Source organism: Bradyrhizobium sp. T-12, assembly GCF_058314695.1.
Window position 1 is genome coordinate 688716 of the sequence record NZ_CM177756.1, and the last position, 13754, is coordinate 702469.

General features: G+C 64.8%; 12 protein-coding genes. 3 read left to right on the forward strand and 9 right to left on the reverse strand.

The genetic code is table 11. The features are described 5' to 3' along the window. Positions 1–178: 178 nt before the first annotated feature. Positions 179–1003: a CarD family transcriptional regulator gene (locus AC0WRY_RS03290; protein WP_194405644.1), complete on the forward strand. Its 825-nt coding sequence runs from the start codon at positions 179–181 to the stop codon at positions 1001–1003. 205 nt (positions 1004–1208) lie between these two features. On the opposite strand, the gene AC0WRY_RS03295 is transcribed toward AC0WRY_RS03290, so the two are convergent. From AC0WRY_RS03295 to cyoA, 7 genes are read right to left on the reverse strand one after another with little or no spacing between them, the layout of a single operon-like run. Further along, complete coding sequence (locus AC0WRY_RS03295; protein WP_194405645.1) at positions 1209–1742, reverse strand: response regulator transcription factor; 534 nt, start codon at positions 1740–1742, stop codon at positions 1209–1211. Next, a complete protein-coding gene (locus AC0WRY_RS03300; RefSeq protein WP_194405646.1) occupies positions 1739–3136 on the reverse strand; it encodes an ATP-binding protein in 1398 nt (465 codons plus the stop codon). Before AC0WRY_RS03300 ends, AC0WRY_RS03295 begins: the two co-directional genes overlap by 4 nt. Continuing rightward, on the reverse strand, positions 3108–3971 hold the full coding sequence (locus AC0WRY_RS03305; protein WP_194405647.1) for an SURF1 family protein: 864 nt from the start codon (positions 3969–3971) through the stop codon (positions 3108–3110). Before AC0WRY_RS03305 ends, AC0WRY_RS03300 begins: the two co-directional genes overlap by 29 nt. Continuing rightward, positions 3968–4348 (reverse strand): cytochrome o ubiquinol oxidase subunit IV, encoded by a 381-nt coding sequence (cyoD, locus tag AC0WRY_RS03310; protein ID WP_194405648.1) that lies wholly within the window; start codon positions 4346–4348, stop codon positions 3968–3970. Before cyoD ends, AC0WRY_RS03305 begins: the two co-directional genes overlap by 4 nt. Further along, positions 4345–4974 (reverse strand): cytochrome o ubiquinol oxidase subunit III, encoded by a 630-nt coding sequence (gene cyoC, locus AC0WRY_RS03315; protein WP_194405649.1) that lies wholly within the window; start codon positions 4972–4974, stop codon positions 4345–4347. The genes cyoD and cyoC overlap by 4 nt, the downstream gene beginning before the upstream one ends. Then, entirely contained in the window at positions 4975–6972 is a 1998-nt protein-coding gene (gene cyoB / locus AC0WRY_RS03320) for a cytochrome o ubiquinol oxidase subunit I (RefSeq protein WP_194405650.1), read from the reverse strand. Positions 6973–6997: 25 nt separating this feature from the next. Beyond that, a complete protein-coding gene (gene cyoA / locus AC0WRY_RS03325) occupies positions 6998–8158 on the reverse strand; it encodes a ubiquinol oxidase subunit II (protein ID WP_194405651.1) in 1161 nt (386 codons plus the stop codon). Between the two features lie 180 nt (positions 8159–8338). On the opposite strand from cyoA, the gene AC0WRY_RS03330 reads away from it, so the two are divergent. Further along, complete coding sequence (locus tag AC0WRY_RS03330; RefSeq protein ID WP_194405652.1) at positions 8339–9667, forward strand: MFS transporter; 1329 nt, start codon at positions 8339–8341, stop codon at positions 9665–9667. A 53-nt stretch (positions 9668–9720) separates the two neighbouring features. On the opposite strand, the gene AC0WRY_RS03335 is transcribed toward AC0WRY_RS03330, so the two are convergent. Together AC0WRY_RS03335 and AC0WRY_RS03340 are read right to left on the reverse strand one after the other, a co-directional pair. Beyond that, entirely contained in the window at positions 9721–11211 is a 1491-nt protein-coding gene (locus tag AC0WRY_RS03335; RefSeq protein ID WP_194408149.1) for a M48 family metalloprotease, read from the reverse strand. A 35-nt stretch (positions 11212–11246) separates the two neighbouring features. Continuing rightward, positions 11247–12017: a thermonuclease family protein gene (locus AC0WRY_RS03340; RefSeq protein WP_194405653.1), complete on the reverse strand. Its 771-nt coding sequence runs from the start codon at positions 12015–12017 to the stop codon at positions 11247–11249. A gap of 361 nt (positions 12018–12378) precedes the next feature. Between AC0WRY_RS03340 and AC0WRY_RS03345 the strand changes: the two genes are divergently transcribed. Continuing rightward, positions 12379–13584, forward strand: coding sequence for an ABC transporter substrate-binding protein (locus AC0WRY_RS03345; protein WP_194405654.1), 1206 nt, complete (start codon positions 12379–12381; stop codon positions 13582–13584). Positions 13585–13754 lie beyond the last annotated feature (170 nt).

Here is a 13754-nt window from a genome sequence, read left to right on the forward strand (position 1 = left end):
GGGGCGTGGCAGTTTCCGCGCGCAGGCTGTGTCACAGAAAACGCGTAAAAAGAGTACTTCAGCGAGGGCTTCCCATAAGGAGGCCAAAAAAGTCGCCGCGGCCAGCCGTAGCGCATCCAAGGGTCGGACCGCGACGAAGGCGCCGGCTGCAAAGTCCTCGAAGAACAAAAGAAGCGCAATGCCTAACAAGACTGCCAAACCGGCCGCGAAAGCGACCGCTGCTAAGCCTGCTGCCAAGCCTGTGACTGCCAAGGCCCCCGCCGCTAAGGCTCCCGCTGCCAAGCCCGCCGCGCCGAAGGCTCCTGTTGCTGCTGCTCCTGCCAAGGCTCCGGTCGTTGCCGCCAAGCCGGTCGCGAAGCCCGCTGCTGCCCCGAAGGTCGAGGAAAAGAAGGTCGTGACCCAGCGTCAGGGCTTCAAGGCCAACGAATTCGTGGTCTATCCCGCTCACGGCGTCGGCCAGATCCTGGCCATCGAGGAGCAGGAGATCGCCGGGGCGAAGCTCGAACTGTTCGTCATCAACTTCATCAAGGACAAGATGACGCTGCGCGTGCCGACCGCCAAGGTCGCCAATGTCGGCATGCGCAAGCTGTCCGATCCGACGCTGGTGAAGAAGGCGCTCGAGACGCTCAAGGGCCGCGCCCGCGTCAAGCGCACCATGTGGTCGCGCCGCGCCCAGGAATACGAAGCAAAGATCAATTCGGGCGACATCGTCGCGATCGCGGAAGTCGTGCGCGACCTCTATCGCTCGGAGTCGCAGCCGGAGCAGTCCTACTCAGAACGCCAGCTCTACGAAGCGGCGCTCGATCGCCTCTCCCGCGAGATCGCGGTGGTGCAGCACTCGACCGAGACCGAAGCGGTCAAGGAGATCGAAGCCCAGCTTGCCAAGAGCCCGCGCCGCAACGCCAAGGCGGAAGCCGCCGAAGGTGAAGCCGATGCGGATACCGAGGGCGATACCGACGATACCGATGGCGACGACACCACCGTCGCCGACGAGGCCGCGTAAGCGTCCCCTCGCTCGCAACAGATCAAAGCCCGGCCGTTCGGCCGGGCTTTTTGTTTGGGGTCGGAGGAGACAGCCGTGTGACACAGCCGTCATTCCGGGGCGTGCTAAGCGAGAGCCCGGCATCCATTCGTCACCGTCTCTGTCGCCCGATGGATTCCGGGCTTGTGCTTCGCACGCCCCGGAATGACGGCTGTGAGAAGTTGCGCTACTTCACCGGCCGCTTCTCGAGCTTCCGCGCCAGCGTACGCCTATGCATGCCCAATCGGCGGGCCGCTTCCGAGATGTTGAAGTCGGTCTCGATCAGGGTCTGGTGGATGCGCTCCCATTCCAGCGTCTTGATCGAGGTCGGCCGCGCGTCGAGCGCGACCTCGGTATTGCCAACGGCCTTGGTGAAGGCGGCTTCGATGTCGTCAGTGTTCGAGGGCTTTGCGAGATAGTGGCAGGCGCCCAGCTTGATCGCCTCCACGGCTGTGGAGATGCTGGCGAAGCCGGTCAGCACCACGATCAGCATGTCGGGGTCGTGCGTGTGCAGCAGCTCGACGCAGGCAAGGCCGGAGGCGCCGCCGAGCTTGAGGTCGACCACGGCATGCCCGAAGGAGCGCTCCTCCAGCACCTGGCGCACGTCTTCGATGGAGGCCGCCAGCACGACGTCATAGCCGCGGCGCTCGAACGAGCGCTTCAGCGTGCGGGCGAAGCCGGCATCGTCCTCGACGACGATGAGCGAACGGTCAGGCGTCAAAATTCCCCTCCGATCGCCAGCGTTGCCAGCGGCAGCGTCAGGCGCACCGTGGCGCCGCGCTTCCTGTGGTTCTCGGCCGTGACGCTGCCGCCCAGCTTGCGCACCACGTTCACCACCAGGAACAGGCCGAGCCCGCCGCCGGCGCGGCCCTTGCTCGAGTGGTAGGGCTTGCCGAGCTGGGCCAGCATCTCCGGTGCGAAGCCGGGGCCGCGGTCGCTGATCGCCAGCACGAGATTGTCGCCCTCGCGCTCGGCCACGAGCTCGACCCAATCGCGCGACACCTCATAGGCATTGTCGAGCACGTTGAAGATCACCTGCTTCAACGCGATGTCGGAGACGATCGCAACATCCGCGCCGAAGGTGTTGACGAAATAGAGCGTCCGCGCCGAGCGCGCGTCGCGCCACTCGTCGACCAGGGCGGTCACGAAGGCCGTCACCGTCGTCGGCGAGGAGCCTTCGCCGCGCGCTTCGCCGGCCGAGACCAGGATGCCCGTCACGATCGACTTGCAGCGTTGCAGCGAGGTTTCCATCTCCGCGAGGTCCTCGGCGAGCTCCTGGTCGGTGGCAAGATCCGGCATGCGGCGCCAGTCGCTGAGGATGACGGAGAGCGAAGCCAGCGGCGTGCCGAGCTCGTGGGCCGCACCGGAGGCAAGCAGGCCCATGCGCACGATGTGATCCTGCTCGGCGGCATGCTGGCGCAGCGCCGCCAGATGGGCGTCGCGTTCGCGCAGGTTTCGGTTGATGCGGGTGACGAACACGACGAGCAGCACGGCGTTGAGCACGAAGCCCAGCAGCATGCCGAGCACGGTGAGAGAATAAGTCTCGCTCAACGGGTTCGGCGGCAGGTCAAGCGGCCGGTACGCCAAGGTCAGCCACACGAAACTCGCGCAGGTCAGCGCGACCAGCGACCAGGTCGAGCGCGCATCGAGCAGCACCGCGCCGAGCGTCACCTGGAGCAGGAACAGCGAGGTGAAGGGGTTTGTGGCGCCGCCGGAGAGGTAAAGCTGCGCGGTCAGCGCGGCGACATCGAGCATCAAGGCGACCAGGAGCTCGTTGTTGGTGATCGCGGCGCGATGGCGCACCCAGATCAGGCTGGAGACGTTGAGCAGCACGAGGGCGCCGATCACCGCGCCCATCCGCTCCAGCGGCAGGGGGATGCCGAGGCCGAAATGCACGGCGCCGATGGTCACGATCTGGCCGACCACCGCGGTCCAGCGCAGCTGGATCAGCAGCGCCATGTTCTTGCGGTTGGTCTCGTCGTCGGTCGGCGCGGCACCGATCAGCTCGCTGCGCGCATCCGCCTGCGATTGCAGCGTGACGGCCAGCCCGCCATCAGCAAGCGCGTGGGGAAGCGTCTTCCCGTCGTCAGGCCTGTTCGACGATCGTTCCAGCATCTGATCCCGTCCTGCGCGCGGCGACATCTGGGCCGCCGGCCGGTTCGTGGACGAAGCCATCCAAGGCTGTCTTGCGGCGGAACAGCCCGCCGCCGAATGTGACGAAGAGCTTAGCCGCCAGCATGAAGGCCAGGGCAAACCACGTCAGCGCGTAGATCAGGTGGTTATTGGGAAAGCGCACCACGGTCAATCCGCCGATGGGACCGCCAGCGGATTGTGATCCGGCGTCGGCATCGACGAAGAAAGGTGCGACATCGTGCAGGCCGCGGGCCGCCGCGATCGCGGCGACATCCCGCGAGTACCAGCGGTTGTGCTGGGGCACGTTGTTGCGGAGGAACCCGCCTTTGGGCTCGGTGATGCGGAGCAGGCCGGTGATCTCGACCTGGCCGTCCGGATTGCCGTCCCGGCGCGTCGATGCGGCACGTCGCTCCGACGGCACGAAGCCGCGGTTGATCAGGACCTGCGTGCCGTCGCTGCGCTGGAGCGGCGTCAGCACCCAATAGCCCGGGCCTTCCTCGGTGACGGCCTGGACCAGTGTTTCGCGGTCATGCAGGAAGCGGCCGTTGACGCTGACATGCCTGTATTCGTCGTTGGTGGCGCTGACCGCGGGCCAAGAGGCGGACGAGGGGATCGGCTGGGCTGTCGCATGGACGCGCTGCTCGACACGGTCGATCAGCGCCAGCTTCCAGGCCCGGCGCTCGATCTGCCAGATGCCGAGTGCGATCAGAACGACGAAGACGATCAGCGCGAGGACCGTGAGCCACAGGGACGGGGCGCGCGCAGCCTTGCCGCGCGGCGCACCGTCCCTGTCTGTCACGGTCCCGATTTCGTTCACTTCATCCCGCTCATCTGGTGCATCGGCATCATGTTGCTGTTGAGGTGGCTCATCACCCACAGCGAACCCGACAGCGCAATCACCACCATGACGATGGTGAAGATCAGGGCCATCATGCTCCAGCCGTTCTCGGACGTCGTGTTCATGTGCAGGAAGTAGATCATGTGCACGACGATCTGCACGACCGCGAAAGCCATGATGACGAGGGCGGTGATCTGCTTGCTCGGCAGGACGCCGCTCATCACCAGCCAGAACGGAATGGCGGTGAGCACCACCGAGAGCACGAAGCCGAGCATGTAGCCCGAGAATGTGCTGTGGGCGTGGCCGCCCTCGTGGTGATGATCGTCCGCATGGGCGGCGTGGGTATCGGTGCTCATCGCAGAACTCCCAGGAGATAGACGAAGGTGAAGACGCCGATCCAGACCACGTCGAGGAAGTGCCAGAACATCGACAGGCACATCAGGCGGCGGCGGTTGGCCTCGATCAGGCCGAACTTGCCGACCTGGACCATCAAGGTCACCAGCCAGATCAGGCCGCAGGACACATGCAGGCCGTGGGTGCCGACCAAGGTGAAGAACGCCGACAGGAAGGCGCTGCGCTGGGGCGTGGCACCTTCATGGATCATGTGGGCGAACTCGGTGAGCTCGATGCCGATGAAGGCGAGGCCGAACAGACCGGTGATCGCCAGCCAGATTTGCGTCTGCGCCAGCTTGTTCTGCTGCATCGTCAGCATCGCGAAGCCGTAGGTGATCGACGACAGCAGCAGCATCGAAGTGTTCACCGCGACCAGGTTGAGGTCGAACAGGTCCTTCGGCGCCGGGCCGGCGGCGTAATTGCCGCCGAGCACGCCGAAGGTGGCAAACAGGATCGCGAAGATGAGGCAGTCGCTCATCAGGTAGATCCAGAAGCCGAGCGAGGTGCTCCAGCCTTCCGGATGCGGATGCTCCTCGGCGACGTAGAAGACCGGCTCGCCGGTTTGTGAAGGATTGACAGCGACGGTCATTTACTTGGCTCCGGCGAGCAGTTTGGTGCGCGCGTCCTCGCTCCGGATGACGTCTTCAGCCGGAATGTCGAAGTCGCGGTGATAGTTGAAGGTGTGGCCGATGCCGACGGCGAGCATCGCAATGAAGCTCAACGCCGCCAGCCACCAGATGTACCAGATCAGGCCGAAACCCATCGCGGTGGCGAGGCCGGCGAGGATGATGCCGGTGCCGGTGCTGCTGGGCATGTGGATCGGCCTGAAGCCGGTGAGCGGGCGCTGGTAGCCGCGGCGCTTCATGTCCCACCACGCGTCATTGTCGTGAACGACGGGGGTGAAGGCGAAGTTGTAGTCCGGCGGCGGCGAGGAGGTCGCCCATTCCAGCGTACGGGCATCCCAGGGATCGCCGGTGACGTCCTTGAGCTGCTCGCGCCTGAGGAAGCTCACCGCGAACTGCATCAGCATGCACATGATGCCGAGCAGGACGAGGCCGGCGCCGATCGCGGCGATGACGAACCAGATCTGCAAGCTGGGATCGTCGAACACGCGCAGGCGGCGGGTCACGCCCATCAGGCCGAGCACATAGAGCGGCATGAAGGCGAGGTAGAAGCCGGTGACCCAGAACCAGAACGACAGCTTGCCCCAGAACGGATCGAGCTTGAAGCCGAACGCCTTCGGGAACCAGTAGGAGATGCCGGCGAACGCGCCGAACACAACGCCGCCGATGATCACGTTGTGGAAATGCGCGATCAGGAACAGGCTGTTGTGCAGGACGAAGTCGGCCGGCGGCACCGCCAGCAGCACGCCGGTCATGCCGCCGATCACGAAGGTCAGCATGAAGGCGATCGTCCACATCATCGGCAGCTCGTAGCGGATGCGGCCGCGATACATCGTGAACAGCCAGTTGAACATCTTCGCGCCCGTCGGGATCGAGATGATCATCGTGGTGATGCCGAAGAACGAGTTGACGCTGGCGCCCGAGCCCATCGTGAAGAAGTGGTGCAGCCAGACCAGGTACGACAGGATGGTGATGACGACAGTGGCGTAGACCATCGAGGTGTAGCCGAACAGCCGCTTGCCGGAGAAGGTCGAGGTCACCTCCGAGAAGATGCCGAACGCCGGGAGAACCAGGATGTAGACTTCGGGGTGGCCCCAGATCCAGATCAGGTTCACGTACATCATCGGGCTGCCGCCGAAATCGTTCGTGAAGAAATTGGTGCCGACATAGCGGTCGAGCGAGAGCAGCGCGAGCACGACGGTCAGAACCGGGAAGGAAGCGACGATCAGGACGTTGGTGCAGAGCGAGGTCCAGGTGAACACCGGCATCTTCATCATGGTCATGCCGGGGCAGCGCAGCTTGACGATGGTGCAGATCAGGTTGATGCCTGACAGCGTCGTGCCGACGCCGGCGACCTGCAGCGCCCAGATGTAATAATCGACGCCGACATCGGGGCTGTAGCCGATGTTCGACAGCGGCGGATAAGCCAGCCAGCCGGTGCGGGCGAACTCGCCGATGAACAGCGAAGCCATCACCAGCACCGCGCCGCCGACCGTCATCCAGAAGCTGAAATTGTTCAGGAACGGGAACGACACGTCGCGCGCGCCGATCTGCAGCGGTACGACATAGTTCATCAGGCCGGTGACCAGCGGCATCGCCACGAAGAAGATCATGATCACGCCGTGGGCGGTGAAGACCTGGTCGTAGTGATGGGCGTTGAGATAGCCCTCGGAGCCGCCAAAGGCCAGCATCTGCTGGCCGCGCATCATCAGCGCGTCGGCAAAGCCGCGCAGCAGCATCACGATGCCGAGGATCATGTACATGATGCCGATGCGCTTGTGGTCCACGGTGGTGAACCATTCGCGCCAGAGATAGCCCCAGAGGCGGAAATAGGTGAGGCCGCCGAGCAACGCGGCGCCGCCGAGCGCGACCACCACGAAAGTGCCGACCACGATCGGCTCGTGCAGCGGCAGCGATTCGAAGCCGAGCCGGCCGAAGATGAGCTTGAGAAGATCAGGAGACATGCGAACTCTCTTTAGGAATCTGACTTCAAGAGTCGGACTTGGGACGTTGTCCGAGGAAGAACGACGAGGACTTCAGCGGCGTGAAGGTCGGCCGCTTCAGGCCGGCGCCGGTGAGCGGCGCGATGTCGAGGGGAGCCGTGATGGACGCCGTGGTTCTGCCCTGCGGCGTATCAGGCGTGCAGGTGCCGGCGACGAAGGCCGGCTCGGGCCCGAGCGGGGCGCCGCGGCGGGCATACTTGTCGTAGGCCAGCGGCAGGGTGTTGTTCAGGCCCTGATGGCCGGCGCCGCCCTTGGCGTCGATTGCCATCATTTCGCTCTGGCACATCTTGCCGGTCTCGACGCACATGTTGAGGATCAGGCGATAGAGATCGGCATCGACGGTGCCGTAGCGACGCACCGGCTCGTTCTGGCTCGGCTTCTCGAGCTGGAGATATTCGGCGCGGCCGAGCGCGCCGCCGGCGGATTTGGCCCTGGCGACCCAGTCGTCAAAGCCCTTGTCGTCGAGACCCCAAAAACTGAAGTGCATGCCGGAGAAGCCGGCGCCGCTGTAGTTCGCCGAGAAGCCCTTATAGGTGCCGGCGTGGTTCACCACCGCATGGAGCTTCGTCTCCATGCCCGGCATCGCGTAGATCTGGCCGGCGAGCGCGGGGATGTAGAACGAGTTCATCACCGAGGACGCGGTGATGCGGAAGTTGATCGGACGATCGACGGGAGCTGCGAGCTCGTTGACGGTGGCGATGCCGTAGTCCGGGTAAATGAAGAGCCACTTCCAGTCGAGCGCGACGACGTCGACCTCGAGCGGGGCCTTGGACTGGTCCACGGCACGGTCGGCATGGATGCGGCCGAGCGTTCGATAGGGGTCGAGCAGGTGCGTGCCCATCCAGGTCAGCGCGCCCAGGCAGACGATGATCAGGAGCGGAGCGGACCAGATGACGAGCTCGAGGGCGGTCGAATGATCCCAGTCCGGCTCGTAGCGGGCCTCGGTGTTGGACTGGCGATAGCGCCAGGCGAACAGCACCGTCAGCGCCATCACGGGGACGACGATCAGGAGCATCAGGACGGTAGAGATGATGACGAGGTCGCGCTGTTGGGCTGCGATATCGCCGGCTGGCGCCAGCACGACGTAGTCGCAGCCGGTGAGCGCAGCAGCCAGAGGTAGTAGCGCCAGGATCTTGAGACGAGACACGGGCCGAGCCTTTGAGAATGAGTTTCCTTTGCGGGGCCAAGGGGTAGCTGCGGCGCAGCAATCCGGACATTGGACAATTTGTCCAATGTTGCAGTGCGGAATGTTGGGTCAGACAGGCTCAGTCTGCCTGGCGCCCCGCCGGGCGGTCGGCTTTGTTTTCAGGACGCTAAGGGCGCACGCATGGCGACGGCACAGACCCCTGCAATGGCAGATCTCCACTCGGGCGAGCATGGCCACGACCAGGCCAGTCCCGGCGAGATCGCCATCGGCGTCATCATCGGCCGCACTTCGGAATTCTTCGATTTCTTCGTGTTCGCGATCGCCTCGGTGATCGTGTTCCCGCGCCTGGTGTTCCCGTTCGCGAGCGAGCTCACCGGCACGCTCTATTCCTTCATGGTCTTCGCGCTGGCCTTCATGGCCCGCCCGATCGGCACCGTCATTTTCATGACGGTCGACCGTGCCTACGGCAAGACGGCCAAGCTGATCTCGGCGCTGTTCCTGCTCGGCACCGCCACCGTGGCACTCGCGTTCCTGCCCGGCTATCACGAGATCGGCGTTGCCGCGATCTGGCTATTGGCGCTGGCGCGTATCGCGCAGGGTCTGGCCTGGGGCGGCGCCTGGGACGGCATGGCCTCGCTGCTGGCGCTGAATGCGCCGCCCTCCAAGCGCGGCTGGTACGCGATGGTGCCGCAGCTCGGGGCTCCGCTCGGGCTGATCGTGGCAAGCGCGCTGTTCGCCTATTTCGCCGGCAATCTTTCGGCCGACGATTTCTTCGACTGGGGCTGGCGCTATCCGTTCTTCGTCGCGTTCGCCATCAACGTCGTGGCGCTGTTCGCGCGCCTGCGCATGGTGACGACCGAGGAGTACGCCTCGTTGTTCGAGACTCGCGAATTGCAGCCGGCGCGCATCTCCGAGACCGTCGCGCGCGAAGGCCAGAACATCATGCTGGGCGCGTTCGCGCCGCTGGCGAGCTTTGCGCTGTTTCACATGGTCACGGTGTTTCCGCTGTCCTGGGTGTTCCTGTTCACCCGCGAGAGCCCGGTGCGCTTCCTGATCATCGAGATCGTCGCCGCCGTGTTCGGCGTCGGTGCGATCGTTGTCTCCGGCATCATTGCCGACCGGGTGGGGCGCAAATCGCTGCTGATGGGATCGGCGATCGCGATTGCGATCTATAGCGGCTTTGCCCCGCAGCTGCTCGACGCCGGCGCGTTCGGCGAAACCATCTATATGGTGATCGGCTTCATCCTGCTCGGCCTGTCCTTCGGCCAGTCCTCCGGTGCGATCGCCTCGAACTTCAAGCAGGCCTATCGCTACACCGCCTCGGCGCTGACCTCGGACATGGCCTGGCTGTTCGGCGCCGGCTTCGCGCCGCTGGTCGCGCTACTGCTCGCCACCAATCTCGGCGTCATCGCATCGGGCGCGTATCTGCTGTCGGGCGCATTCTGGACGTTGCTGGCGCTCTGGCTCAGCGGCCAGCGCGAGGCCGGCGACATGGACGCGGGGCGCTGAGGCGCGAGCAGTAGCCGCATTGCAGGTCCCGCAGGGCTACGCTCTCTCCGGCCTCAATCCGCCACGATCTTCACGCGATCGCGCACCTTGACCTGCGCGGTGCGGTCGAGGCCGTTGAGCACGCGGAAGCGCTCGGCGGGATGATCGACGCCGGCCATGCGGTGGGACAGCGACTCCACGGTGTCGCCGGGCTGCACGGTGATGACCTTGATGCGCAAGGGGCGGGCGGCCTGGATCTCGTCGAGCGTCAGGCGGCGGAACGAATTGACGGTCTCGCGCGCGTTGCGCTCGCTCTCGGTCGATTTCTGCCTGGTCGCGAAGATGAAGCGATAGACGTCGCTGCCGAAGCGCAGCGCATAGACCTTGAACTGCCACTGGTCGCCCTTGGCGGTGGCGGACGCGGCCGGGAAGCCGTTGATGGTGATGTCTTCGGTGGACGCCTTCTCGACGCCCTCCATCCAGCCGGAATTCAGGTAGTCGCCGAGCGACTGCTCGGCCGGCACGCGCACCACGTCGAAACGCATCGCCTGCGCGCCGCCCTCGCGCACGCCGATCACGGCCTGGGCGGTGTTGTCGAGCGTGAAATTATCCGGCGCCTGGAAGGTGAAGCCAAGCTTCGGATGCAGGAAACGGCGGCCGCGCACGAAACCTTCGCTGGGGTCTTCGCCGTAGACGAGGTTGTCGATCGCGGCGAGATAGGTCTCGCGGTCGCGCTCGGCGCCTTCGGGGGCCGTGTATTGCCGCGCGATGTTCTGGGCGTTCTGCACACGCTCCGGGGTTGCCGGATGCGATGAGGTGAAATCCTGCGCGCGCGGATCGAGCGAGGACTTGCCGGCCTTCAGCTCGGCATTGCGCTCCATCGCCGAAAGGAAGCGTGCCGCACCATAGGGGTCGAAATGCGCCTTGGCGGAAATGCCGACGCCGATGCCGTCGGCCTCGAACTCCTGCTTGCGCGAGAAGCTCGCCATGGTGAGCTTGGTCTTGGCGAGCGCGAGCGCGGTGAGGTCAGGATCGTTGCTCATGTCGGTGACGACGCGGGTGACGATCGCGGCCTGGCGCGCCTGGTCCTCGCGCATCGCGGCGTGCTTGGACAGCACATGCGCCATCTCGTGGCTCAGCACGGAGGACAGTTCCGAGGTGTCGCTCGCGAGCGCCAGCAGGCCGCGCGTGACATAGAGCTGGCCGTTCGGCAGCGCGAAGGCGTTCACCGCGCCGGAATTGAGGATGGTGACCTTGTAGCCTTGGTCGGGACGGTCCGAGGCCGCGACCAGCCGGTCGACGGTCTTGCTGACGAGCGATTCGAGCCTGGGGTCGTCATAGGCCCCGCCATAGCTCGCCAGGATGCGTTCGTGCTCCTTCTCGGTCGCGGGGGTCTGCGCGACGGCCGGCTTCGGTTTCGGCATCGCGACGGCCGGAGGGGTCGCGGCAGCCTGGAACCGGCCCATGTCGCCGCAGCCCGCCAGCGCCGTGCTGAGGGCAAGGCACAGCGCAGCCGGCGCAGCCCGCAGGCGGCGGCATTCATGCCGTACGTGCCGTTCTAGCACCCCATTCACGTCGTTTAACCCGTGCCCGGCCTGCTCTAAGGCCATACCCCTGTCGGCTCGTTTGCGCCCAGCAACTCGACCTGTCCTACGAGGCGTATATCGATACGCGGCCCCGTAGTTCCCTCAACCCAGCCCCGAACTCGAATACGTTTATTCTCCAAGGACTTAAGGGCAATTCCGGCGTTTTCAAACGCCGGCAGCGCGCGTTTTGAAATAGTCGCGGCAAAGCCCCGTGTCCAGTTTCGTCCGAAGTTGAGGTAGGTCATTGCCCCAGCTTGCCGGACGGACAGGACTTTACCCTCGACCACCACAAAGCGCCCGATCCCCGCCAAAATATCGTCCGGACTTTCCGCGTTTTTTATGGCCGACGGGTCAGCCCAGCTGCCCATTTTTTGGCGCCGCGCCGCTGCTTCCGACGCCATCAGGGCGGCCGCGCAGTCCTTGTCCGTGATTTCGGCGGAGACCATGGCGTCGCCCTCGGCGAGCAGCATGGCCTGCAGCGAGGTGTCGTTTTCGCCGAGGAAGACCAGCGCGCCCTGGCGGCCATAACGATCCGGCGTGTCGTCGCTGCCGCGGAGCGCGACGTCGCGGCCGGCGAGCAGCGAGGCCAGCGCGTGTTTCGTGGTCGCCGTGGGCTCGATCCCGATCAGGCGGATTTCGCGGCCGTCGTCGAGACGGACGCTGCGCGCATCGATAATGGCGGCGACGCGGCCTTCGCCCTGGGACTCGAATTGGCACGGCGCGGCGAACGCGGCGTCAGCCGCGACGAGAAGGAATGCGACGATGAGGAAACGTCGTTGCGCCACGTGGCCCGGAGAGGTTGCGTTGCGGACCGATCATAGCCCATGCGTAGTGGGTCGCGAAGATGTTTCCTCACGCTCCGTCATTGCGAGCGCAGCGACTTGTCCGCTGAAGCCTTCGGCGAAGGCGGAAGCAATCCAGATTTCCGCGGGAAGAATCTGGATTGCTTCGTCGCAAGAGCTCCTCGCAATGACGATGCGGAGACACCTTGCGTCTTCTCATCATTCCGCTTAGCGGAAAGCGTGCAATTCATCATTCATCTGCATGGCGCCTCGCGCTTGCTGCGCTGTTGCGCATGCGGCATGATTGCGGCAACACCAATAACCAAGCCGCCATCAGAGACAGGCGATAAGGGAGGTCTTTTCCATGAAGCATATTATGTCGGGCATTTTTGCCGCCGCGTTGGCCCTCAGCGCGAATGCCGCACAGGCCCAGGACAAGCCGCCTCTCAAGATCGGCGGCATCCTGGACATGTCGAGCCTCTATGCCGACATCACCGGCCCCGGCAGCGAGACCGCGGCCAAGATGGCCGTGGAGGATTTCGGCGGCGAAGTGCTGGGGCGCAAGATCCAGGTGCTCGCGGCCGACCATCAGAACAAGGCCGATCTCTCCGGCAACATCGCCCGCGACATGCTCGACAATCAGGGCGTCGAGATGATCTACGACGTCGCGGCGTCCGCGACGGCGCTTGCGGCCGGCGAGATCGCCAAAGCGCGCAACAAGATCATCATGTTCAACGGCCCAGGCTCGATCCGTCTCAGCAACGAGGCCTGCGGCCCCTACACCATCCACTATGTGTTCGACACCTACGGCCAGGCCAACGTGACCGGCCTTGCCGCGGTGAAGTCGGGCCTCGACAGCTGGTACTTCCTCACGGCCGATTACGCCTTCGGCCAGGATCTGGAAAAGGACACCAGTGCCGTCGTCACCAAGACCGGCGGCAAGGTCCTCGGCAGCGTGCGCCATCCGCTCAACACCTCGGACTTTTCGTCGTTCCTGCTGCAGGCCCAGGCTTCCAAGGCCAAGGTGATCGGCCTCGCCAATGCCGGCGGTGACACCGTCAACGCCATCAAGCAGGCGGCGGAGTTCGGGATCATGAAAGGCGGCCAGAAGGTCTCGCCGCTGCTCGTCTTCGTCACCGACATCGACTCGATCGGCCTCGAGACCGCGCAGGGGCTGCTGCTGGCGGAAGCGTTCTACTGGGACATGAACGACGAAACGCGCGCGTTCTCGAAGCGCTTCATGGAGCGGGTGAAGCGGCCGCCGACCTCGGCGCAGGCCGGCGTCTACTCCTCCGTCACGCATTACCTGAAGGCGGTGAAGGCGGCCGGCACGACCGACGCGGCCGCTGTCATGAAGGTGATGAAGGAAACGCCGATCAACGACTTCTTCGCCAAGAACGGCAAGATCCGGGAGGACGGCCGCATGATCCACGACATGTACCTGTTCGAGGTGAAGAAGCCGTCGGAGTCGAAGGGCCGCTGGGACGATTACAAGCTGCTCGCCACCGTGCCCGGCAACGAGGCGTTCCAGTCGCTGGAGCAGTCGCGCTGTCCGCTGGTGAAGAAGTGACGGCGTGAATCGTTGTGACGACGAGCGCGTCCCAACATAGGTCGTCATCCCGGGGCTCGCGAAGCGAGAGCCCGGGATCCATCGGGCGGCAGTGACGGTCGAGAAATGGATTCTCAGGTGCGCAATTGCGCACCATAGTTCGCGCCACGGCGCGCCCCGGAATGACTGAG

Excerpts from the sequence above, each read along its gene's own strand:
- AC0WRY_RS03290 (WP_194405644.1), top strand. The coding sequence starts at position 179 with ATGCCTAACAAGACTGCCAAACCGGCCGCGAAAGCGACCGCTGCTAAG.
- AC0WRY_RS03300 (WP_194405646.1), bottom strand. The coding sequence starts at position 3,136 with ATGCTGGAACGATCGTCGAACAGGCCTGACGACGGGAAGACGCTTCCC.
- cyoD (WP_194405648.1), bottom strand. The coding sequence starts at position 4,348 with ATGAGCACCGATACCCACGCCGCCCATGCGGACGATCATCACCACGAG.
- cyoC (WP_194405649.1), bottom strand. The coding sequence starts at position 4,974 with ATGACCGTCGCTGTCAATCCTTCACAAACCGGCGAGCCGGTCTTCTAC.
- cyoB (WP_194405650.1), bottom strand. The coding sequence starts at position 6,972 with ATGTCTCCTGATCTTCTCAAGCTCATCTTCGGCCGGCTCGGCTTCGAA.
- AC0WRY_RS03330 (WP_194405652.1), top strand. The coding sequence starts at position 8,339 with ATGGCGACGGCACAGACCCCTGCAATGGCAGATCTCCACTCGGGCGAG.
- AC0WRY_RS03345 (WP_194405654.1), top strand. The coding sequence starts at position 12,379 with ATGAAGCATATTATGTCGGGCATTTTTGCCGCCGCGTTGGCCCTCAGC.